General features: G+C 57.3%; 19 protein-coding genes. 12 read left to right on the top strand and 7 right to left on the bottom strand.

Annotation, left to right across the window (positions count from 1 at the left end; translation table 11 throughout):
- Positions 1-168 precede the first annotated feature (168 nt).
- A complete protein-coding gene (locus AVO44_RS17720) occupies positions 169-723 on the bottom strand; it encodes an ActR/PrrA/RegA family redox response regulator transcription factor (protein ID WP_068339942.1) in 555 nt (184 codons plus the stop codon).
- Positions 724-808: 85 nt separating this feature from the next.
- On the bottom strand, positions 809-1,429 hold the full coding sequence (locus tag AVO44_RS17715) for an SCO family protein (RefSeq protein ID WP_068339939.1): 621 nt from the start codon (positions 1,427-1,429) through the stop codon (positions 809-811).
- A gap of 92 nt (positions 1,430-1,521) precedes the next feature.
- Here AVO44_RS17715 and regB point away from each other — a divergent pair, with 92 nt between their 5' ends.
- The 8 genes from regB (at position 1,522) to trxA (ending at position 13,363) form a co-directional block, all read left to right on the top strand.
- Entirely contained in the window at positions 1,522-2,919 is a 1,398-nt protein-coding gene (gene regB, locus AVO44_RS17710; protein ID WP_068339935.1) for a sensor histidine kinase RegB, read from the top strand.
- Between the two features lie 82 nt (positions 2,920-3,001).
- Positions 3,002-4,507: a PAS-domain containing protein gene (locus tag AVO44_RS17705; RefSeq protein WP_068339932.1), complete on the top strand. Its 1,506-nt coding sequence runs from the start codon at positions 3,002-3,004 to the stop codon at positions 4,505-4,507.
- Between the two features lie 41 nt (positions 4,508-4,548).
- Positions 4,549-5,022: a tRNA (adenosine(37)-N6)-threonylcarbamoyltransferase complex ATPase subunit type 1 TsaE gene (gene tsaE, locus AVO44_RS17700; RefSeq protein ID WP_068339929.1), complete on the top strand. Its 474-nt coding sequence runs from the start codon at positions 4,549-4,551 to the stop codon at positions 5,020-5,022.
- Positions 5,019-6,023 carry an aminoglycoside phosphotransferase family protein gene (locus AVO44_RS17695; RefSeq protein ID WP_068339926.1) on the top strand — a complete coding sequence of 335 codons (1,005 nt, stop codon included), beginning with the start codon at positions 5,019-5,021 and terminating at the stop codon, positions 6,021-6,023. The genes tsaE and AVO44_RS17695 overlap by 4 nt, the downstream gene beginning before the upstream one ends.
- Positions 6,020-6,706 carry a nucleotidyltransferase family protein gene (locus AVO44_RS17690; RefSeq protein WP_068339923.1) on the top strand — a complete coding sequence of 229 codons (687 nt, stop codon included), beginning with the start codon at positions 6,020-6,022 and terminating at the stop codon, positions 6,704-6,706. The genes AVO44_RS17695 and AVO44_RS17690 overlap by 4 nt, the downstream gene beginning before the upstream one ends.
- Positions 6,699-9,626 (top strand): double-strand break repair protein AddB, encoded by a 2,928-nt coding sequence (gene addB, locus AVO44_RS17685; RefSeq protein ID WP_068339919.1) that lies wholly within the window; start codon positions 6,699-6,701, stop codon positions 9,624-9,626. The genes AVO44_RS17690 and addB overlap by 8 nt, the downstream gene beginning before the upstream one ends.
- Entirely contained in the window at positions 9,623-12,982 is a 3,360-nt protein-coding gene (gene addA, locus AVO44_RS17680) for a double-strand break repair helicase AddA (protein WP_068339916.1), read from the top strand. The genes addB and addA overlap by 4 nt, the downstream gene beginning before the upstream one ends.
- A gap of 60 nt (positions 12,983-13,042) precedes the next feature.
- Positions 13,043-13,363 carry a thioredoxin gene (trxA, locus tag AVO44_RS17675; protein ID WP_068339912.1) on the top strand — a complete coding sequence of 107 codons (321 nt, stop codon included), beginning with the start codon at positions 13,043-13,045 and terminating at the stop codon, positions 13,361-13,363.
- A gap of 53 nt (positions 13,364-13,416) precedes the next feature.
- Here trxA and AVO44_RS17670 read toward each other — a convergent pair whose 3' ends face one another.
- Together AVO44_RS17670 and AVO44_RS17665 are read right to left on the bottom strand one after the other, a co-directional pair.
- Positions 13,417-14,235 (bottom strand): class I SAM-dependent methyltransferase, encoded by an 819-nt coding sequence (locus tag AVO44_RS17670; RefSeq protein WP_068339909.1) that lies wholly within the window; start codon positions 14,233-14,235, stop codon positions 13,417-13,419.
- A 106-nt stretch (positions 14,236-14,341) separates the two neighbouring features.
- The gene (locus tag AVO44_RS17665) at positions 14,342-14,536 is read right to left on the bottom strand and encodes a DUF1127 domain-containing protein (RefSeq protein WP_068339906.1); all 195 of its coding nucleotides are present in this window, start codon (positions 14,534-14,536) and stop codon (positions 14,342-14,344) included.
- A 197-nt stretch (positions 14,537-14,733) separates the two neighbouring features.
- Here AVO44_RS17665 and hslV point away from each other — a divergent pair, with 197 nt between their 5' ends.
- From hslV to AVO44_RS17645, 4 genes are all read left to right on the top strand, one after another.
- The gene (gene hslV, locus AVO44_RS17660; RefSeq protein WP_068339904.1) at positions 14,734-15,291 is read left to right on the top strand and encodes an ATP-dependent protease subunit HslV; all 558 of its coding nucleotides are present in this window, start codon (positions 14,734-14,736) and stop codon (positions 15,289-15,291) included.
- Between the two features lie 284 nt (positions 15,292-15,575).
- Positions 15,576-16,883 (top strand): ATP-dependent protease ATPase subunit HslU, encoded by a 1,308-nt coding sequence (gene hslU / locus AVO44_RS17655; protein WP_068339974.1) that lies wholly within the window; start codon positions 15,576-15,578, stop codon positions 16,881-16,883.
- 84 nt (positions 16,884-16,967) lie between these two features.
- Positions 16,968-18,065, top strand: coding sequence for an alpha/beta hydrolase (locus AVO44_RS17650; protein WP_068339901.1), 1,098 nt, complete (start codon positions 16,968-16,970; stop codon positions 18,063-18,065).
- On the top strand, positions 18,062-19,282 hold the full coding sequence (locus AVO44_RS17645) for an MFS transporter (RefSeq protein ID WP_233422015.1): 1,221 nt from the start codon (positions 18,062-18,064) through the stop codon (positions 19,280-19,282). Before AVO44_RS17650 ends, AVO44_RS17645 begins: the two co-directional genes overlap by 4 nt.
- Here the strand turns inward: AVO44_RS17645 and AVO44_RS17640 are convergent.
- Genes AVO44_RS17640 through AVO44_RS17630 form a run of 3 tightly spaced genes read right to left on the bottom strand, consistent with a single transcriptional unit; the run spans position 19,279 to position 21,562 of the window.
- Positions 19,279-19,866 carry a Smr/MutS family protein gene (locus tag AVO44_RS17640; protein WP_068339898.1) on the bottom strand — a complete coding sequence of 196 codons (588 nt, stop codon included), beginning with the start codon at positions 19,864-19,866 and terminating at the stop codon, positions 19,279-19,281. The two genes, AVO44_RS17645 and AVO44_RS17640, sit on opposite strands and share 4 nt — an antisense overlap.
- The gene (gene mltA, locus AVO44_RS17635) at positions 19,866-20,906 is read right to left on the bottom strand and encodes a murein transglycosylase A (RefSeq protein WP_068339895.1); all 1,041 of its coding nucleotides are present in this window, start codon (positions 20,904-20,906) and stop codon (positions 19,866-19,868) included. Before mltA ends, AVO44_RS17640 begins: the two co-directional genes overlap by 1 nt.
- Positions 20,903-21,562, bottom strand: coding sequence for a Tim44/TimA family putative adaptor protein (locus tag AVO44_RS17630; protein WP_068339892.1), 660 nt, complete (start codon positions 21,560-21,562; stop codon positions 20,903-20,905). The genes mltA and AVO44_RS17630 overlap by 4 nt, the downstream gene beginning before the upstream one ends.
- Between the last annotated feature and the right edge of the window lie 25 nt (positions 21,563-21,587).

The raw sequence follows: 21,587 nt of genomic DNA, 5'->3' as shown, positions 1-21,587 counted from the left end.
GTCAGGCAGACGCGCCCATCTACAAAATCTCTGTGCCCCAATCAGTGCCCAGCGAACGCCACCAGCGCCAATACCGCGAGAGCGGTTTCGTCCTTGTCCCGCGAAGCAGAACTAATAAAAACCCATTGATCAGAGTCCCGATTAAGTTTTAACCCGACTCACCGACCGTCACCGCGGGCTACGCTTTGCCAAAATCCGCTGCAACGTCCGGCGGTGCATGTTCAGGCGGCGGGCGGTTTCAGAGACGTTGCGGTCGCACAGCTCGTAAACCCGCTGAATATGCTCCCAGCGCACGCGGTCCGCGCTCATGGGGTTTTCCGGCGGCGGGGGCAATTCGTCGCCCTTGGCCAGTAATGCGCTGGTTATGTCAGTGGCGTCGGCGGGTTTTGACAGGTAATCCGTCGCGCCGATTTTTACGGCAGCAACGGCAGTCGCAATCGCGCCGTATCCGGTTAAAACAACGACCCGGCTGTCGGGGCGTTTTTCGCGCAGCACTTCGACCACATCCAACCCGTTTCCATCCTCAAGACGCAGATCGACGACAGCATAAGCAGGTGGGCGGGCAGTCGAGATGGCGCGACCTGCCGCGACCGATCCGGCGGTCTCAACTTCGAAGCCGCGCTTTTCCATTGCTTTGGCCAATCGCCGCAAAAACGGCTCATCATCATCCACCAATAGCAGGGATTTATCGGGACCTATATCAAGGTCAGAAATGTCCGCCATGTACCGTTCTTTCCGCTATGTCATGCCTTTGCGCTAAACATGAGTCTTAGCAGCGCCATTTCAAAGGTCAAATCGACCATGTCGCTTAGAGCTGATCCAGAAAGCATCCAACCTTGTCGGCCATCTGCTCGGCAGTGTCGTCGCGGTTGAAGAATTCAAGGAACCCATGCTCGGGCGACATCAGGTAGGTAAAGGTGGAATGATCTACCAGATAAAACTCGTCACTCTTGTCATGCGCCTTGTAGTAGGTCTTGTAAGCCTGGCTTGCAGCTTTCACCTGTTCGGGTGATCCGGTCAGCGCAATGGTCTTGCCACCCATGTTGAACGCATAGTCCTCCATCACCTCGGGCGTGTCACGGTCCGGATCGATCGAGATGAAAAGCGGCGTCACCGACTGGCCCCGTTCGGCAAGGATATCCACAGCCTCAACATTGCGGGACATGTCGAACGGGCACACATCAGGACAGAACGTATAGCCGAAGTAAACCAAGGTCGGCTCGGTGATCACATCTTTGTCGGTGACGGTCTCACCCTTGCCGTTGACCAGCTCGAACGGGCCGCCAATGGCTGCGGAGCCGCCTGCGATCTGCCCCGAGCGGCATTGCGCGAACTGATCATCGGACCTCCCGCCCAGCGTCAGCAACCAAATGGCGCCCAGACCAACGGCCAGAACAACGGTTGCGAGGATGGCGTACAGACGGACCATGAAGTCATTCCTTGAACGAAAGGGGTTGTTGATCGTTTCGGTCGACACACCTATCAATATGTCCAGCCGATGCAACAGGACATAATGGACCGATGGCGAATTCCAACCTCACATTTTGGAGCGGTCAGGAAAGCAGCAACTGGATAAGGTTGCGTACGCTGATCCTGTTACGTTGGGTTGCCATTATCGGGCAATTCACCGCCATTACCGTCGCTCAACAGTATTTCAATGTGAAGCTGGAACTGGCGCTGTGTTATCTGGCCATCGGCGTTTCGGTCATGGGCAACATGACGGCCATCCTGCTGTTTCCACAAAACAAACGCCTGACGGAATTCGAAAACTTTCTGATGGTGTTGTTCGATCTGATGCAGCTGGCAATATTGCTGTATCTTACCGGGGGGTTGAACAACCCGTTTGCCCTGTTGTTGCTGGGTCCGGTGACGATTTCGGCCAACGTCATGAGCACCCGTTCGACCCTGATCGTAGGCGGGGTTGCGATTGTTCTGACCACCTTGCTGGCAGAGTTCCATATCCCCCTGCGGACGGAACAGGGCCAGATGCTGGATATCCCGGAAATGCTTGTGTTCGGAAACTGGGCCGCAGTTGTTATTGCCATCGTTTTCATCGGGGCATATTCGCACCGCGTAAGCGCCGAGGTCCGATCAATGTCCGAAGCGCTGGCCGCCACGCACCTGGCCCTAGCGCGTGAGCAAAAGCTGACAGATCTTGGGGGCGTCGTCGCAGCCGCAGCACACGAGCTGGGCACACCGCTCGCCACGATCAAGCTGACGAGTTCAGAGCTGATAGAAGAGTTGGATGACAGACCCGACCTGAAAGAGGACGCGGCGCTTATTCGTGAGCAGGCCAACCGCTGCCGCGATATCCTGCGCGATATGGGCCGGGCCGGCAAAGACGACCTGCATCTGCGGCAGGCACCACTGTCCACCGTCGTGCATGAATCGGCCGAACCGCATATCCACCGGGGAAAGACCGTTCATTTCGCCGAAGGTCCGACCGGGGATGGCGATGTGCAACAGCCCTCGATCCTGCGCAAGCCCGAGATCATTCACGGGCTGCGCAACCTGATCCAGAACGCAGTGGATTTCGCGCGGAACAATGTTTGGGTCGAGGCCGAATGGACTACCGATATGATCACGATCAAGATCATGGATGACGGGCTTGGATATCCTGTCCAGATGATTGGCCGGATCGGAGACCCTTTCATGCGACGCCGAAGGGCCGAGACAGACCCAAGAACCCGCCCGGAATACGAAGGAATGGGTTTGGGGCTGTTCATCGCCAAAACCCTTTTGGAACGCAGCGGTGCCGAGTTGTTTTTCGCTAACGGTTCTGATCCCTATCAGAACCTGTGCGATAACCCCGAACGTCGGGGCGCAATCGTTCAGGTTTCGTGGTCGCGCAAGCTAATCGATGCGCAAACCGGTGATACGCCAGTCCTTTCAGGTGCAAACCAACGCATTCAGGTCTGAGTTAAGACCTCGTTAACCATTTCGGCGCATAGTCCCGGTTTTATGTATCTTCCCCTTTCTTCGTGTCAGTCCTGAGGTACGCATGGTCGACTGGATCATTCTCGCCGCGATCAGCCTGGTTTCCGCCAGCCTGGCGGTGCAGTGGCTTTTGCCCCGTCGCAGGATTCAAGGCGACAATTTTGGCCTGTCCTCAGCCGTGTCTTTGTTCGATGCGGTCTTCCTATTCGACGGTGACAGGCTCATCAGCCATTCGGACATCGCGCTGGATGGGTTTGAATCCGTCCGCGAATGGTCTGATCTTTGTCGGCTTTTGCACCGGGATTTCCCGACATTCCCGGAAACGCCCGACGCTGTCCGGCAGGAAGGCGCGCTGGTTGTTCCCGCCATTGATTGCACGGTTGAACGAGACGTAATTTGCGAATGGATCGACGGCGTTGTCCGTGTGCAACTGCGTGACCGAATTGATCGCGGCAGACCCTCACAGCGCGACGCGCAGAATCCGATCCGCCCTGCTATGGAACAGGCGCCTTACCCGGTCTGGTTGCTGGATCATCAAAGCCAAGTCCGCTCGTGCAATGCCGCTTATGTTTCGTTGGTGCGCAAAGTGCGGGGACAGGATACGGATCTGACCGCCCCGCTGTTTTCCGGCATTCACGAAGATGCACGATTGGGCGCAAAGACCCGTATTTCGATTTCGTCCGATGACAGCGACAATAAGCTCTGGTTTGATCTGACCGTGGTCGATCACCCCGAGGGGTGCATGTGTTACGCCGTCGACATCAACGCCATCGTGGCCGCGGAAACCGCCCAGCGTAAGTTCGTCCAGACAATGACGAAAACCTTCGCGCAATTGTCCATCGGTCTGGCCATTTTCGACCGAAATCGACAACTGGCGCTGTTCAACCCGGCATTAACCGAGCTGACCACCCTGCCCGCCAATTTCCTAAGCTGCCGCCCTAGCCTTTCCAGCTTTTTCGATCGGCTGCGCGACCAGCACATGATGCCGGAACCAAAAAACTATCGCAGCTGGCGCAACCAGATGAACGACCTGCTCGAGGCTGCCGAGGACGGCAACTATCAGGAAACATGGTCACTGCCGTCAGGTTCGGTCTATTCGGTCAGCGGGCGGCCTCATCCTGACGGCGCCGTGGCATTTTTGTTCGAGGATATCACGGCCGAGATCACGTTGACCCGCCGTTTTCGTTCAGAGATGGACCTGATGCAGTCGGTTCTGGACAAGCTTGCGGATGCCATCGCGGTATTTGGCGATGACGGAACGCTGGCATTTACCAACCGTGCCTATCAACAACTGTGGAACGAGGCCGGTGAGGCCGGATTTGAGCCCGACACAGTGCTCGAAGTGACACGCAAGTGGCAGGAACACTGCGCAGCCACACCCATTTTAGGCGAGATTCGGGATTTTATGGAAATGCGGGACAATCGCGCCGAATGGTCAAGTAGCCTTCGGCTGCGAGACGGTACCAATCTGACCTGTACGGTCAGCCCAATGCATAACGGCGCAACTATTGTGCGTTTCCGTGCTGAGAGCACGCCTAAAGTCTTGGAACGCCATCAAATCAGCGCGTGAACCGGGTTGCAGCCGCCCGGGCATAAGGCCATTGTGACGCCATGACGTTGCACGCCCGTTCGATCACCCTGAATTCGCCGGAAGAAACATCAGCGCTGGCCGCACGGCTGGGTGCTGAGTTACGTCCGGGTGACAGTATTCTTCTTGAGGGTGAGATTGGAAGTGGTAAAACCCATTTCGCCCGCAGCCTGATCCAATCGCTCATGTCAGAACCAGAGGATGTGCCCTCGCCGACCTTTACGCTTGTTCAAGCTTATGACACCCCGACCAGCGAGGTTTGGCATTGCGATCTGTACCGGCTGAGTTCGGTGGATGAGATTGAAGAACTAGGTCTGAGTGAAGCCTTCGACTCTGCGATCTGTTTGATTGAATGGCCAGAAAAGCTTGGCCCGCTGATGCCCGAAACAGCCTTGACCATACGCATAAAAACAGACCCTAACACGATGGAAAAGCGTCAATTGACACTGTCATGGTCGGATCAGAAATGGTCTGGGAAACTGGAGAATGCCATATGACAAACCGGGCTGTTCTGGCCAAAGCCCTGATTGCACAAACACCGTGGTCGAATGCAGAACGTGTGCCGTTGGCGGGGGATGCATCGAACCGCCGGTATGAGCGCTTGACCGACCCCGATACCGGCCGCACGGCTATTTTCATGGACTCCCCGCCCGATAAGGCCGAACCGGTCGAAAACTTCGTGCGCATGGCCGAGTATCTGCGGAAAATCGGCCTTAGCGCGCCTGAAATATACGCCGAAGATGCGGAATTCGGGTTTCTGCTGCTTGAAGACCTTGGCGACGACCTGTTCGCCCGGGTTTTGGAAAAGAACCCTGGGATGGAGCGCGAATTGTACGAGGCCGCGACTGACGTTCTTGTAGAATTGCACGCGGCACCCACCCTTTCGCTGCCTTCCTATGACCCGGCGCTTATGACCGAATTGGCAGCGTTGTCTTTCACCAAATACGCACAAGCCGTTCTTGGCGACCATGACGCGGATGCGCGCGTCCGTTTCGAACATCGGTTCGCAGACATCTTGCACCACGAAACTTCGGGAACCAAAGTGGTCATTCAACGCGACTATCACGCGGAAAACATGATCTGGTTGCCAAATCGAAAAGGGATAAAACGCGTCGGGCTATTGGATTTCCAGACCGCAATGCTGGGCCACCCAGCCTATGACCTTATGTCAATGCTTCAAGATGTGCGCCGCAACGTAGCCCCGGGTATCGAGATGCGGATGTTAAACCGCTATATCGCCGCAACTGGGGTGAATGATTACGGATTCCGAACCGCATATGCAGTGCTTGGCGCACAAAGGAACCTGCGTATTCTGGGTGGATTTGCCCGTCTGGCAACGGAATATGGCAAACCACGGTATGCTGACCTAATTCCGGCCGCATGGGCGCATCTTTTGCGCAATCTGGAACACCCTGCGCTGGTGACCGTCTCGGACCTGCTGCGAACTGCCCTGCCCGCCCCGACCCCTGAGAACTTGGACAGGCTCAGGCAGACATGACGCGAAACCCCGAAGCCGTGATGCTGTTTGCTGCCGGATTTGGCACTCGTATGGGGGTGCTGACCAAAGACAGGCCCAAGCCATTGATCGAGGTCGCCGGTCGTCCGCTGATTGACTATGCTCTGGACTTAACAGGCGATTTGCAACCGCGCCGTGTGGTGGCCAACCTGCACTATCTGCCCGACCAGCTTGAGGCGTATCTGGCCCCAAAAGGCGTGCTGATATCCCGTGAAGACCCGGACATTCTGGAAACCGGTGGCGGGCTGCGCGCAGCTTTGCCCCTGCTAGGACGCAGGCCGGTTTTCACGCTGAATACAGATGCAATCTGGTCCGGGCCAAACCCCCTGACGCTGTTGCGTGACGCATGGAATCCTGACCGGATGGACGCGCTGCTGATGTGCGTACCGATCGAACGAACCCTTGGGCATGCGGGCAAAGGTGATTTTACAGCAGATGCCGAGGGCCGGATCACGCGCGGACCCGGCTTGGTGTTTGGTGGAGCGCAGATCATGAAGACCGAAACGCTGATGGCAGTATCTGAACGGGCGTTTTCATTGAATGTCCTTTGGGACCAGATGCATGCTCAAGGTCGCTTGTTCGCAACCACCTATCCCGGTCGCTGGTGCGACGTGGGCCACCCCGAAGGGATTGCTTTGGCCGAGGGTTTGATCGCTGATGTTTGAAAGCAGCACTGTGCCCCGTGTTTATGCCGTGCCTCCAGGCACCGATTTTCCAAGGGCATTGATAGACGGTCTGCGTTTGCGTGTAAAAGATCACCCGCCCGAGGCTCTGGCGCGGGTGCAACTCGTGGTTAACACCCGCCGCATGGCGCGCCGGGTTCGCGAGCTGTTCGATCAGGGCCCAGCCTGTCTGCTGCCCCGTCTGTCGCTGGTGACGGATTTGGGCGAAGGCCTGGATTTGGCGCAGCTTCCGCCCGCAATACCTGCGCTACGACGCAGGCTGGAGCTGACCCAACTTATTGCCAAGCTACTGGAACAACAGCCTGATCTGGCCGCGCGGTCATCCCTGTTTGACCTGTCCGATAGTCTGGCCGCACTGATTGACGAGATGCAGGGCGAAGGTGTTTCACCTGATGCGATCCGACAGCTGGATGTCAGCGATATGTCCGGTCACTGGGCGCGTGCGCAGGCGTTTATCGGGATTGCAGATCATTTCATTGACTCCGGTCCCGATGCACTGGACGCGCAGGCGCGGCAACGACGCGTGGTGGAGAACCTGATTGACGGTTGGCAGGCTGCACCACCGCAGCATCCGGTTGTTCTTGCAGGCTCAACCGGGTCACGTGGCACAACGCTGTTGCTGATGGAGGCCGTTGCCCGACTGCCGCAAGGAGCGCTGATCCTGCCCGGCTACGATTTCGATCAACCGGATCATGTCTGGCAGAGTTTAGACGACGCGCTGGCTTCGGAAGATCACCCGCAATATCGATTCCACAAGCTGATGACGCGGTTAGGGATAAAGCCCAACGAAATCAAGCGTTGGACAGACGACAAGGCCCCGTCGGCTGCGCGTAACCGTCTGATATCTCTGGCGTTGCGCCCAGCGCCAATCACCGACGCCTGGATGTCCGAAGGTCCCCGGCTGACCGATCTGGACGATGCAACCAAAGACCTGACATTGGTCGAGGCGCAATCCCCCCGGTCCGAGGCGCTGGCCATTGCCTTACGTTTGCGCGAAGCCGCCGAAACCGGGCAAACCGCTGCTTTGATCACGCCCGACCGGATGCTGACCCGTCAAGTCAGCGCGGCGCTGGATCGGTGGAACATCCTGCCCGATGACAGTGCCGGTCTGCCGCTGCAACTATCACCTCCGGGACGGTTCCTGCGCCACGTGGCAGGCCTGTTCGCACGGCGGCTGGAGGGTGAGGCATTGCTGACCTTGTTGAAGCACCCGCTTTGCCACAGCGGCGGCGATCGCGGCGCGCATTTGCTGCACACGCGCGATCTTGAACTGGATTTGCGACGTCATGGCCCTCCGTTCCCTGACAGTGCCAGCCTGACGGCCTTTACCATCCGCAAAGAGGTGCCAGAGGGCTGGGTCCGCTGGGTGAACACGCAGTTTTGCGACCAACAGGTTGATGGTGAATTACCCTTGTCGGATTGGGTGATGCGCCTGCGCAATCTGGCCGAGGCGATCTCAGCCAGCAGCGAAGGTGAAACCGGAACGCTATGGGACAAGAATGCCGGCCAAAAGGCATTGGCAGTTCTCACCACGCTAGAGGATGAGGCCGAATACGGCGGTCCGATGACCGCCCACGATTTCGCCGATCTTCTGGGGGCACTCCTGGCAGGGGAAGAGGTCCGCGACCGTGACGCCCCGCATCCGCATATCATGATCTGGGGCACGCTTGAGGCGCGGGTTCAGGGGGCTGATCTGCTGATCCTTGGCGGTTTGAACGAAGGCAGTTGGCCCGAAGCCGCCGCACCAGATCCTTGGCTGAACCGGCAGATGCGCGCCAAAGCCGGGCTGTTGCTGCCCGAACGTCGCATCGGACTGTCGGCGCATGATTTCCAGCAGGCTGTCGGCGCGCCCGAGGTCTGGCTGACCCGCGCCACACGGTCGGATGATGCCGAAACTGTCCCGTCGCGCTGGCTGAACCGCATAACGAACCTGTTGCAGGGCTTGCCGGGGCAGGGTGGCCCCGAGGCTTTGTCAGCGATGCGCGCCCGTGGGCGGCAGTGGATGCAATGGTCAGAACAGCTTGAGGCCGCGCCACGCATAGACCCGGCACCGCGCCCGTCGCCCCGACCACCGGTTGCGGCCCGTCCGCGACGCCTGAGCGTGACCGAGATAAAACGTCTGATCCGCGATCCTTATGCAATCTACGCCAAGCACGTATTGCGGTTACGCCCACTGGACCCGCTGGTGCAAGCGCCCGACGCTTTGCTGCGCGGTATCGTTATCCATGAAGTCCTTGAACACTTCGTCAAAGACAGCGTCCTCGACCCCGCTTTGTTAACCCGAGAAAACTTTCTGAAACGCGCCGACGCCCTGTTGAACAAACACGTCGCATGGCCCACGGCCCGCAAGCTGTGGCTTGCGCGGCTGGAACGGATCACTGATGATTTCCTCAGTGCCGAGATCGCGCGGCGCAGCGACGGAGGGCCTGTTGCCTTCGAGGCGATGATGAAACTGGAGCTGACCCCTCTGGAATTCACAATCGCGGGCCGGGCAGACCGTATTGACCACAACAGCCGGGGCGCATTGCGGATAGTGGATTACAAGACCGGCATTCCACCGAGTGAAACCCAGCAAGCCAAATTTGACAAACAGCTTTTGATCGAAGCCGCAATGGCCGAGCAGGGCGCCATCCAAGGGTTTGACCCCATGCCGGTGGCCGAAGCGGTCTTTATCGGTATGGGCGGCACCTACAAAGAGGTGGCGGCCCCGCTGACAAAAGAGCCACCAGACAAGGTTCTTGCCGAGTTAAAAGAGCTGATTTCAGCGTATTTAGAGCCTGATCAGGGGTTCACATCCCGTCGGATGCTGCACAAGGACTCGGACATCGGCGACTTTGACCATCTTGCCCGATTTGGTGAATGGGATCGGACCGACGACACAACACCTGAGGTTCTGGAATGAGCCCCCGCAATGATGCAACCGAACGTCAGGTACAGGCGGCGCGGCCCGATGCCTCGACCTGGCTGGCGGCCAATGCGGGTTCGGGCAAAACGCGGGTTCTGACCGACCGGGTGGCGCGGCTGTTGCTGGGTGGGGTACAGCCACAACATATCCTCTGCCTGACCTATACCAAGGCAGCCGCCAGCGAGATGCAGAACCGGCTGTTCAAGCGGCTTGGCGCATGGGCCATGCTGGCGGATGATCGGTTATCAGAGGAACTTACCGATCTGGGGTTGCACGGCGCAATCGACCCGGACCGACTCGCGCAGGCGCGTACCCTGTTTGCCCGCGCCATCGAAACGCCGGGCGGGTTGAAGATTCAAACGATCCATTCGTTCTGCGCCTCATTGCTGCGGCGGTTTCCTCTGGAGGCTGGGGTCAGCCCGCAGTTTTCCGAAATGGAAGACCGCGCGGCAACCCTGCTGCGCGAAGAAATTGTTGAAGATTTCGCCGAGGGTCCTCAGGCCGCACTGATTGAAGATGTTGCCCGGTTCGTTACCGATACCGGGTTTGAGAACCTTACCGCTGCGATCACGCACAAGCGCAATCTGTTTGCGCATCCGATGGCGTGGTCCGATCTGTTGCAACGGTTCGATCTGCCCAATGGCTTTGACGAAAACATCCTTCACGCGCAGGTTTTCCTTGGAGGTGAGGTCGAACTGATCCGCTCAATGCTGCCCGCGCTGACCGAAAGCGGCGGGAACAACGCCAAGGCCGCCACTAAGCTGTCCATGTTCACTGATACGCAGATCGGCAGTCTACCCTTGTTGGAAAGCGTTCTTTTAACTGGAAAATCCGCAAAAGAACCTTTCTCTGCCAAGATCAACGGCTTTCCAACCAAAGCCCTGCGTGAAGGGCCACTGGCTGATCAGATGCCTCAGCTTGAGGCATTCATGCTGCGCATTGAAACTGCGCGCGAACTCCGCTTGGCATTGGTCGCGGCTCGTAAAACGCATGTCCTGCACCGTTTTGCTGCGGCCTTCCTGCCGGAATATGAACGACGCAAGCAAGTGCGCGGTTGGCTGGACTTTGATGATCTGATCCTTCGCGCGCGGCAGGTCTTGAACGATCCGGCAGTGGCGGAATGGGTGCTGTACCGTCTTGATGGCGGGATCGATCACATCTTGGTGGACGAGGCGCAGGATACCAGCCCCGATCAATGGGATGTCATTGAAAAATTGGCGCAGGAATTCACCAGCGGGGAAGGGGCCCGATCCGAGGTTGAGCGCACGATTTTCGTGGTCGGCGACAAGAAACAATCGATCTATTCCTTTCAGGGTGCCGACCCGCAGGCCTTTGACCGGATGCAGCAGGAATTTGGGCGCAGATTGACGGAATCAGGCTCTAAATTGTGGGATTCGACATTGGAGTATTCGTTCCGCTCCTCCAGCGCGATCCTGTCTTTGGTCGATATCCTGTTCGAAAATCACACCGATGCCGGATTTCACAAGGACAGTTTGCATCGTGCGTTTAAGTCGGATTTGCCGGGTCGTGTCGACCTGTGGCCAGTGATCGAAAAGGTCGATGAGGACGACGACGGGGACTGGACCGACCCGGTAGATCGCCCCGGTGCGCGGCATCACACCGTCCTTCTGGCCGAGAAGGTGGCCAAGTCGATCAAGGACATGATCAACGGCGGCGAAACGATTCCCGAAGATGGCAAAGCTCCGGGAAGCTTTGTGCGGCGTAGGGTGAAACCGGGTGATTTCCTGATCCTCGTCCAGCGTCGCTCGGACCTGTTTGCCGAGATCATCCGCGCCTGCAAGGCCGAAGGTCTGCCCATCGCCGGGGCCGACCGGTTGAAGGTGGGCGCAGAACTGGCGGTAAAAGATCTTGCGGCCCTGCTGAGTTTTCTGGCTACGCCCGAAGACAGTCTTTCGCTGGCCACAGTGCTAAAGTCACCTCTGTTCGGTTGGAGTGAGCAACAGCTTTTTGATCTTGCCCATCGCAGACAAGAGCAGTTCTTATGGGCCGCGCTGCGTCGCCGTGCTGCTGAATTTCCGGAAACGCTGGCGACCCTTAACGATTTGCGCGGACAGATCGACTTTTTACGACCCTATGACCTGATTGAACGAATCCTGACCCGTCATGACGGACGCCGAAAGCTTTTGGGGCGACTTGGGGCCGAAGCCGAAGACGGAATAAACGCGCTGCTGTCTCAAGCCCTTGCGTATGAAAGGACAGATATTCCCAGCCTGACCGGATTTCTGGTTTGGATGCAAACCGACGATCTGGAAATCAAACGGCAGATGAGCGGCGTCGGCAATATGATCCGGGTGATGACGGTGCATGGCTCCAAAGGGCTTGAAGCCCCAATCGTGATCCTGCCGGACACTAGTAAACGGCAGGCGCCACGCGATGCAGAAATCATGGTGGCTGAGGGAACGCCGCTGTGGAAAGTCTCTGCCGATGCCTCTCCGGCGCTGATCGCGCAAGCACGGGCTGAGGCGCGGCTGCGGGAAGAGAATGAGCGGCTTCGCCTGCTTTATGTGGCTCTGACACGCGCAGAAAAGTGGTTAATCGTGGGCGCCGCAGGGGATGTCGGCAAAGACGGAACCAGCTGGTATCAGATGGTTGAGGACGCAATCAAACGGGCAGGGGCCACGCAGATCCCCGGTTCGGAAACACTGCGTCTGGCACATGGGGATTGGACCGCGTTGCCGCTTGAACAGCACTCAGAAACCACGGCAAAGCCAACGCCATTACCCGGGCAGTTCTTGACCGCAGCCGCTGCCCCAGAACCACCGCTTGAGACGCTCAGCCCGTCTGATTTGGGTGGGGCGAAGGCCTTGCCCGGTGATCCCGGTCAGGATGAAGAGGCCGCCAAGCTGCGCGGCACGCGTCTACACTTGCTGCTTGAACATTTGCCAGCAGTCCCTCAAGAAAACTGGCCGCAGCTCTGCGCTCGGGTTCTGCCCGATATGCAAGATACGGAACGGCAGACGCTTCTGAACGAAGCGCAGAATGTCCTGACGGCAGTTCATCTAAAGCCCGTTTTTGCGACCGATACCCTGGCCGAAGTTCCGGTAACAGCCAACCTGAACGGGCGGCGTACCCATGGGGTCATCGACCGGCTGATCATATCCGAAACCGAGGTTCAGGTGATTGATTTCAAAACCAATATCATCGTTCCTGACGACCCTGCAGCCTGCCCCGAAGGCGTGCTGCGCCAGATGGGTGCATACCGTCAGGCGTTGACGCAAATCTACCCCGCTCGGAACATTCGAACGGCGATCCTGTGGACGCGCACAGCCGACTTGATGTGGTTGCCACACGATCTTGTGACGGATGCCCTGGCCCGTACCCAGATATCTTGACCTTAGTGTGACCCGTCCCTACGTTCGTTTCCCAAGTTTACCCCATTCAGGAGACATAAAATGTCGACCGTAGCCGTAACCGACGATACCTTTGACGCCGAAGTCAAGAATTCCGACATCCCCGTTGTTGTCGATTTCTGGGCTGAGTGGTGTGGCCCCTGTAAGCAGATCGGCCCCGCACTGGAAGAACTGGCCGCTGAATATGGCGACAAGATTAAAATCGCCAAGGTAGACGTCGACAGCAACCCGAACTCTGCGGCTGCAATGGGCGTTCGTGGCATCCCGGCACTGTTCATTTTCAAGGATGGTCAGGTAGTCTCGAACCGTGCGGGCGCGGCACCGAAAGCAGCGCTGCAAAGCTGGATCGACGAATCCATCTAAGCTGAGCGTATTTCGGCGAACGGGCGTCGCTTTGCGGCGCCTGTTTTTTTGCGCTAGCCGACCTTCGCCGCGTTGATCCATTCCGATGGCAAGTCGAGTGACGGGCCATTGGGCCTGTGCCGTCGGTCCAGCGGGTGTGGGAACTGCGTTGCTGGTCTCATCTGTTTGACGCGATCGCGCCGGACAAAGGTTGCCTCAATCACGCGGGGGAAGGTTTCACCCTCGATATCCACCGTGCCAGACGCATTGTTTGGATGGATATGAGAACAGAGAAACCCGTCTTTCAACGCCGACAGCGCCGGGAAGGCCCGTTTGAAAGATGCCGGTTTGGTCAGGATTGACGGGATGCGGTGTAGTTCCAGCACGACAATGCGAAACCGGTGCAGATAGTCGGGCGGCAAGGTCGACAGGACGTTATATTCGGCCCCTTCGATATCCATTTGCAGGATCATGTCACCTTCATCCAGAGCGAACTGATCCATCCAGTCCCGCAATGAGATGACATTTTCGCCAGTCTCTGCTGCCAAGTGTTTTTTGACGAAAACCGAATTGGGTATATCCAGCATCGGTTCATCAACCGATCCGTCTGCCATGAAAGACGGAATACCGTGTTTTGCCAGATCAAGCTCAAAACTGGATTGCTGGGACACACCCGGAGAAAAACAAGCCACGATGCCGTCAAGATCATTGGGCAGTAAATAGCCGCCATCGCCAAAATCACCGACACGGATCAGTTTGTGGCCAAGGTTAAACGGCCTGATCACCTCGGCAAAGAATGCCCGTCGGTCGGCTGTCGTCATGTCGGGCTTGGGCATCGACGGCATGGCCGCTCCGCTAAGGCTGAATTTTGCTGGTTCCCAAAACCGTGTCATTTAAAGACGCCGGTTTCAAGCCAGTGCCACAACGATGTCATTGCCTGAAAAAGAAAAGCCGCCCCAACGATGGGCGGCATTTTACTTTGCAAAAGTTAATCGCAGGTCAGATTTTGTCGATTTCTTCGCGAGTCAGACCAATGTCGTCAAGCTGTGCATCACTAAGCCGTGACAGGGCTGCACGTGTTTTACGGGTTTCATTCCACGCGACTGCTTTTTCAAACGTTGCGGAGAACGCGTCCACTACGTGCAGGATGGTAGCTGCTCCGAGCGGCGCATGGATATTTGCGGTAGTTGCCATTTGCGCATTCCTTCTAACTGAAACAGCCGACCCGTCGTCGGTTGCAGGTCTCATTTAGGATCTTGGCGCAAGACTCACAATTGCTCGTGCGGTAACCCCGAATTGCGATTTTTGCATATCTTTTGTGCGGTTTGTGAACTGTTGCGCTGCGGACGAGTCCGGCCCATATAGAACGGCAGACGAAAACGGAGATTTTCATGGCGGACAGCGATTTTCCCGGTTGGCACGGTACGACCATCATTGGCGTTAAAAAAGGTGGTCATGTGGTCATTGCCGGTGACGGACAGGTCAGCCTTGGCCAAACCGTGATCAAGGGCACCGCCCGCAAGGTCCGTCGCCTGTCGCCAGGCGGTTTTGAAGTCGTTGCCGGTTTCGCCGGGTCGACTGCTGACGCATTTACCCTGCTCGAGCGGTTGGAAGCCAAGCTTGAGGCGACACCCGGCCAACTGGCCCGCGCGTCGGTCGAACTGGCCAAGGACTGGCGCACCGACAAGTATCTGCAAAAGCTTGAAGCTATGCTGATCGTTACTGATGGTACAGATCTGTTGGTGATCACCGGTGCAGGGGACGTGCTGGAACCGGAACACAACGTGGCGGCCATCGGGTCAGGCGGCAACTTTGCCCTCGCTGCAGCCCGCGCGATGATGGACAGCGACAAATCGGCCGAAGAGGTTGCGCGTGAGGCGATGGCGATTGCTGCCGATATTTGCGTCTATACCAATGGCAAACTGACGGTTGAAACGATCTCAGGCTAACAACGCCTTGATCTCTTTTCCCTACCAGCGCAGGTGCATGTCGATCAGGTCAAGGAACACTCAGAATTGGCGGGTGATCTTGGCAGGTCTCGACATCTCTGTGCTCCTGACCTTTAACGTATTGATATCAGTAACAGGGTGCGGGTGTTTTACTTATGAAAGCATTTGCAAACGGGGTGGGGCATTGCTAACCAACGCTGCCAAGGAAAAAGACTTGGTTGTTTTCGCAAATACGGTACCTACCTAAATCCAAGTTTTGCCATGCCGACCGAAAGGACTGCGTTTTGACCGACCTGACCCCGCGCGAGATTGTCTCGGAACTGGACCGTTTCATTATTGGTCAGAAAGACGCCAAACGCGCCGTGGCCGTGGCGCTGCGCAACCGCTGGCGGCGAAAGCAACTGGCCGACGATATCCGGGACGAGGTCTATCCCAAAAATATCCTGATGATCGGCCCCACCGGTGTCGGCAAGACCGAGATCAGCCGCCGTCTGGCGAAACTGGCCCGCGCGCCCTTCATTAAGGTCGAGGCCACCAAATTCACCGAGGTCGGGTATGTCGGCCGCGACGTGGAACAGATCGTGCGCGATCTGGCTGATGCCGCCATCATCCAGACCCGCGAATACATGCGCGAGGACGTCAAGGCCAAGGCGTATCAAGCCGCCGAAGACCGCGTTATCGAAGCCATCGCAGGCACCGACGCCCGCGAAGGTACGCGTGAGATGTTCCGCAAAAAGCTGAAAGCCGGTGAGCTGGACGATACCGTGATCGAGCTTGAGCTGTCGGATACGTCAAACCCCATGCCGATGTTCGACATTCCCGGCCAGCCGGGTAGCCAGATGGGCATGATGAATCTTGGCGATATCTTTGGCAAAGCCTTCGGCGGTCGGACCGTCAAGAAACGCATGACCGTGGCAGAAAGCTATGACGCGCTGATCGGGGAAGAGGCAGACAAGCTGCTGGACGATGAAACCGTCAACCGCGTTGCGCTGGAGTCGGTGGAACAGAACGGCATCGTGTTCTTGGACGAGATCGACAAGGTCTGTGCCCGCTCGGACGCGCGGGGCGGTGATGTTAGCCGCGAAGGCGTACAGCGAGACTTACTGCCTTTGATCGAGGGCACCACAGTGTCCACTAAACACGGCCCGGTGAAAACCGACCATATCCTGTTTATTGCTTCAGGCGCGTTCCATATCGCCAAGCCGTCGGATCTGTTGCCCGAACTTCAGGGTCGCCTGCCGATCCGCGTGGAATTGCGCGCCCTGACCGAGCAAGATTTCGTTCGCATCCTGACCGAAACCGACAACGCGCTGACGCTGCAATACACCGCGCTGATGGGAACGGAAAACGTCACCGTCAGTTTCACCGATGACGGCATCGCCGCGCTGGCGCGCATTGCTGCAGATGTAAACCAAAGCGTTGAGAATATTGGTGCACGGCGGCTTTACACTGTGATGGAACGGGTGTTCGAAGAATTATCCTTTACCGCGCCCGATCAGGCCGGTGCCGAGATCACGGTGAATGCCCAATTTGTTGAGGATAATCTGGGCGAGCTGACACGCTCGGCGGATCTGAGCCGGTACGTTTTGTAACGCCCCTGAACGGTTTTCTGCTCATGTCGCTAGACGTGAGCCGAGAATACGATAGCCTGTCGCAAAAGGTCGCAAGGACCCTGTTTGATGCGCTATCTGATCATTTTATTTTTTTCGCTTTCCCTCGGTGCCTGCGCTGACAGGACGGTAACTGAAATCGTGCCTGCGGCCGCGTCTGTTGGAACGCCAAAAACAGTGTTTGCAAGCACAACACGGGCGCGTGAACTTGATGGGTCTTACGGTTTCAGACGCGCTGAAAAACTGCGTTTTTTAGAAACCACGGTTTCCATTCCACCGACGCATACACCGGGAACCCTGAAGTTTTCGTACGCGAACCCGAACCCGCAAAAGGAGTTTGTTCTTGCAAACGAGACTGACTTGAGCGGACCGCAGGGTTTGCGGCAGCGTTTGCGCGGGCAAGACGACGTTACGATCTTTGTTCACGGCTACAATTCCACCCAGACTGAAACCATTTTCCGCGCGGCTCAACTGACTCATGATGTTGGTATTCCGGGCGCGACACTGGTCTATTCCTGGCCCAGTCGCGCGACCGGTTTTGGTTATGCATACGATCTGGATAGCATGCTGTTCGCCCGCGATGGCTTGGAGCAAACCATTCGAGAATTGAAATCCATTGGCGTCAAGCGCGTTATCGTCGTAGCGCATTCCATGGGCAGCGCCCTTACGATGGAGATGATGCGCCAGGCCGAGTTACGGGAACCAGGATGGGCCAACAAAAACATCGAAGGCGTGATCCTGATTTCCCCGGACCTGGATGTGGATTTGTTCCGGTCGCAGATGGAACGGATAAATACTCCGCCTGATCCTTTCATTGTCATGGTTTCCAAGAAGGACAAGATTCTGAATGTTTCCGCCCGCCTCCGGGGCACAGCAGAGGGTGAGAGACTGGGTAATATCAGTTCGATCAGGATGTTAGAGGAATTCCCGATCAACGTGATCGACACAACCGCATTCAACAGGGATGCTGAATCTTCGCATTTCGTTGCGGCAACGTCACCTGCTTTGCTGGCCATCCTCAGCTCGGTTCGCCGTGTCAGCAATACGTTCGGGCCGGATGAACGGCCCATCGACATTCTGGTTCCGCCCAATGAACGAAATCCCGATGGCGCAACTGAAATCATCCTGACAGAGACGGGACAGGCCCAGGTGTCTAATCCGTGAATTCGTCAAAACTGCGCGGCTTTCTGATCCAGAACGCAACTTGGCTAGGCGCCGGTGTGCTTTTGACGTTTCTGTCCAGCTTTGGGCAGACCTTTTTCATCTCGATCTTTGCCGGTGAGATACGCGAGGCCTATGGGTTAAGCCACGGGGCTTGGGGCGGGCTTTATTCATTGGGCACGACCGTATCCGCCATTGTGATGATCTGGGCCGGAAGTCTGACGGACATATTTCGCGTTCGCAACCTTGGGCCGGTCGTGCTGACCGGTCTGGCATTTGCTACTTTGGCAATGGCGATGAACACCGCGCTTTTCCTGTTGCCGGTTGTGATCTTTCTGCTGCGGCTATTCGGGCAGGGGATGAGCATTCATCTGGCACAGGTCGCCATGGCGCGCTGGTTCACCACGACGCGCGGTAAGGCTTTGTCAATCGCGTCACTGGGGTATGCGATTGGGGAATCGCTGCTGCCGGTGGTTTTTGTCGCCGCTATGGCGCTGGTTGATTGGCGTCTGTTATGGGTGGTGGCAGCAGGAATAACGCTTTTGGGCATCCCGCTTTTGATAAGGCTGCTGCGTAAGGAACGCACCCCCCAAAGTCTTTCGGCAGAACACACTGCAACCGGCATGCGAGATCGTCATTGGACCCGGCGCGAAGCGCTGTTGAATCCCTTGTTCTGGTTCATAGCACCGTCAATCCTTGCGCCATCGGCTTTCATCACCGCGTTTTTCTTTCACCAGGTGCATTTGGCACAGGTCAAGAATTGGCCGCATATCCAATTGGTCGCCCTGTTTCCGGTATTTACCGGAGTGGCAATCCTATCGATGTTTATCGCCGGATGGGCGCTGGACAAGTGGGGGACTGCGCGGATGATGCCCTTCTATCAATTGCCGATGGCCGTTGGTTTCGCTTGTCTGTCGGTTGCTGATACCATCAGCGGCGCGTTGATCGGTCTGATCTTTCTGGCGCTTACCGTCGGTGCGCATAGCACATTGCCCAGCGCCTTTTGGGCCGAGTTCTACGGCACCCGCCACATTGGCGCGATCAAAGCCCTTGCGACGGCAGTCATGGTGCTGGGGTCAGCCATAGGCCCGGCGCTGACCGGTATCCTGATCGATTACCATGTTTCGCTTGGCACGCAGTTCCTGTGGATTTCGGGGTTTTTTGTTGTTGTCTGTGGTCTGGTCTGGATAGGTATCCGCCGCGCCCGGGCCGAGGTCTAGCGGTTGCGGCGCAGATAGACATAATAGGCGCCGTCGCCACCATGGCTGATATGGGCAGGTGCAACTTGCAATACGGCCTGCGCCAGCGGTGGAATAGAAAGCCAGTGCGGAACCTGATTGCGTAGCACGCCCCGCGGCGTTGGAATCGGGCCGGGTTCGTCGCGGTCTTTGCCTTTGCCTGTCACCACCAGAACCAGACGCTTGCCCTGCGCTTGCGCCGTCAGAATGAACCGGATCAGGGCAGGGTGCGCGGTGTCAACGCGCATACCATGCAAGTCCAGCTTACCTTCCGGCTTCAGCTTGCCGCGTTTCATCCGGCCAAACGCCTTGGTGTCCATCTGCACCGGGCTGGCCCACAAGCTGTCCGTGACCGAAGGTTTCAACCTGTGGTGCTGTGGTTTGACCGGAACATTCTGCCCTATCTCAAAACCCTCAAGCCGCATCCGTGGTGTTTTAGTTGGTTTTGGTTTTGGTAACGTGGTGGGATGCACAGATTGCGGCAGCTCGGGGTGTAGACGTTCAGCCTGTTTGGTGACCTTGCGCCACAGCTCGATCTCTTCTTCGGTCAGTTTGCGCCGGGTCATCAGTATTCATCCGGGATTAGGGCATAGGCCCGCTGGATCGGCAGCAACAGGACCATCCGGCCCGGGTCTTTTAAGTGCCCGGCCGCCTGCCCGGCAGCGTCGCCAGTACCAAAGAAGATATCCGCCCGCTGCGCCCCTTTGATCGCTGCACCAGTGTCCTGCGCGATCATCAATCGACGCATCGGCGTTTTACCGTCCTTTTCGATCCACACCGGAGCACCAAGCGGCGTGTAAGTCGGGTCGGCGGCAATGCTGCGCATTTTCGTGACGGACCGATTCATCGCCCCCAAAGGCCCGAGTTCCGGCGCGACCCGTGTCACTTCGCGAAAAAACACATAGGAGGGGTTGTGAAACAGCAATTCTGCCCCTGCTTCGGGGTTTTTGCGCACCCAGGCACGGATCATCTGGGCGCTGACCTCATGCGCGCCCAGTAGACCCTGCCGTATCAACTCTGCACCGATTGAGCGATAGGGATGCCCATTTGCCCCGCCATAGCCCACGCGCAAGGTGCTTCCATCTGGTAAACGGATTCGCCCCGAACCTTGGATCTGTAAAAAAAACAATTCCACCGGGTCGTCAACCCAGGCGATTTCCAAACCCCGGCCTGCCATTGCATCACCACTCAGGATTTCCCGGCGGCTCAGCCACGGCCCATCAGATCGGGCTTCGGGGGGCATCTTGTAGATTGGGTATTTGAAGCGATCCGTTCGGGTCCGCGACCCCTGCAATTCGGGTTCGAAATACCCCGTGAACAAGGCATCCTGACCATCTTCGACCAGAACGGGACGAAAAAACAACTCAAAGAACGATCGCGCGGCATCAGCCTCATATGTGCGGGCAACGCCGCACAGGGCGCGCCAGTCCGGATCATTCAAATCACTACAGGTATTCAGAAAAACCGAAAGGGCCGCCCCATGATCGTCAGCGGCCCAGCCTTCCAGCTCATTAAACGACAGTATGGATCGTGTCGTCTCGCCCCCGGCGGCGCTTGCGGCGGTCATCGCGCCCACAAGAAAGAGCGACCGGAGTTTGACAATCATGCGTCCGTTGCAACAAGCAGCCAGTTCGGATCGTCCGAGCCCATCACGCGCGCAAAGGTCCAGCTGTCTTTCTGGCGTTTGACCGTGTTTGGACTGCCTTCGATGATATCACCGCCGCGATCCCGCACGACCGAGGTCAGCTCGGCCACGAATTTCATCGTTATTTCGGCCTGGTTGGTATCCTTGTCGAAAGACACATCAGCCAGCGTGGTTTCACGGACACCGATGAATTCAGCCTCGATCGTCAGACCCTGATCTTCGCGGGCGGCGACGACGGATACAAATGTTTCGAAAACCTCTTCGGAAAGGAAAGGCTGTATTTCGTCCAGGTTTCCTTTTTCAAACCCCATGACGATCATTTCATACGCGCCGCGCGCGCCCTGCACAAATTCGCTTACCGAAAAACTCGGCTCAATCCGCTTCATCGCGGCAAGGGTTTGTGCCTGTTCGCTGTCCTCGGCGACATGGTCGGTAATGTCGTGATCCGGGCCGCCTTCGATCACCTCGAACCCGCTACGGGCCTTGTGTGTTTCTGGTTGTTGTTGCACAGGGGGCTTTTCAAAACCCTCACGCGTGCCCAGCACACTTCTCAGACGTAGGATCAGGAAAACGGCAATTCCGGCAAGGACCAGCAACTGGATCATCGGTTCGTTCATTTCATCCTCTTTTCAGGCCGCGGCT

Origin of the sequence: Ruegeria profundi, from assembly GCF_001507545.1 — a bacterium.
GTDB lineage: Bacteria > Pseudomonadota > Alphaproteobacteria > Rhodobacterales > Rhodobacteraceae > Ruegeria > Ruegeria profundi.
The sequence above is the reverse complement of the archived record's forward strand: the minus strand, read 5'-3'. Positions and strand labels throughout refer to the sequence as shown.

What these genes read in the sequence shown, in the direction of transcription:
- AVO44_RS17720 (WP_068339942.1), bottom strand. Translation starts at nt 723, where the DNA reads ATGGCGGACATTTCTGACCTTGATATAGGTCCCGATAAATCCCTGCTA.
- AVO44_RS17715 (WP_068339939.1), bottom strand. Translation starts at nt 1,429, where the DNA reads ATGGTCCGTCTGTACGCCATCCTCGCAACCGTTGTTCTGGCCGTTGGT.
- regB (WP_068339935.1), top strand. Translation starts at nt 1,522, where the DNA reads ATGGCGAATTCCAACCTCACATTTTGGAGCGGTCAGGAAAGCAGCAAC.
- AVO44_RS17705 (WP_068339932.1), top strand. Translation starts at nt 3,002, where the DNA reads ATGGTCGACTGGATCATTCTCGCCGCGATCAGCCTGGTTTCCGCCAGC.
- tsaE (WP_068339929.1), top strand. Translation starts at nt 4,549, where the DNA reads ATGACGTTGCACGCCCGTTCGATCACCCTGAATTCGCCGGAAGAAACA.
- AVO44_RS17695 (WP_068339926.1), top strand. Translation starts at nt 5,019, where the DNA reads ATGACAAACCGGGCTGTTCTGGCCAAAGCCCTGATTGCACAAACACCG.
- AVO44_RS17690 (WP_068339923.1), top strand. Translation starts at nt 6,020, where the DNA reads ATGACGCGAAACCCCGAAGCCGTGATGCTGTTTGCTGCCGGATTTGGC.
- addB (WP_068339919.1), top strand. Translation starts at nt 6,699, where the DNA reads ATGTTTGAAAGCAGCACTGTGCCCCGTGTTTATGCCGTGCCTCCAGGC.
- addA (WP_068339916.1), top strand. Translation starts at nt 9,623, where the DNA reads ATGAGCCCCCGCAATGATGCAACCGAACGTCAGGTACAGGCGGCGCGG.
- trxA (WP_068339912.1), top strand. Translation starts at nt 13,043, where the DNA reads ATGTCGACCGTAGCCGTAACCGACGATACCTTTGACGCCGAAGTCAAG.
- AVO44_RS17670 (WP_068339909.1), bottom strand. Translation starts at nt 14,235, where the DNA reads ATGACACGGTTTTGGGAACCAGCAAAATTCAGCCTTAGCGGAGCGGCC.
- AVO44_RS17665 (WP_068339906.1), bottom strand. Translation starts at nt 14,536, where the DNA reads ATGGCAACTACCGCAAATATCCATGCGCCGCTCGGAGCAGCTACCATC.
- hslV (WP_068339904.1), top strand. Translation starts at nt 14,734, where the DNA reads ATGGCGGACAGCGATTTTCCCGGTTGGCACGGTACGACCATCATTGGC.
- AVO44_RS17640 (WP_068339898.1), bottom strand. Translation starts at nt 19,866, where the DNA reads ATGACCCGGCGCAAACTGACCGAAGAAGAGATCGAGCTGTGGCGCAAG.
- mltA (WP_068339895.1), bottom strand. Translation starts at nt 20,906, where the DNA reads ATGATTGTCAAACTCCGGTCGCTCTTTCTTGTGGGCGCGATGACCGCC.
- AVO44_RS17630 (WP_068339892.1), bottom strand. Translation starts at nt 21,562, where the DNA reads ATGAACGAACCGATGATCCAGTTGCTGGTCCTTGCCGGAATTGCCGTT.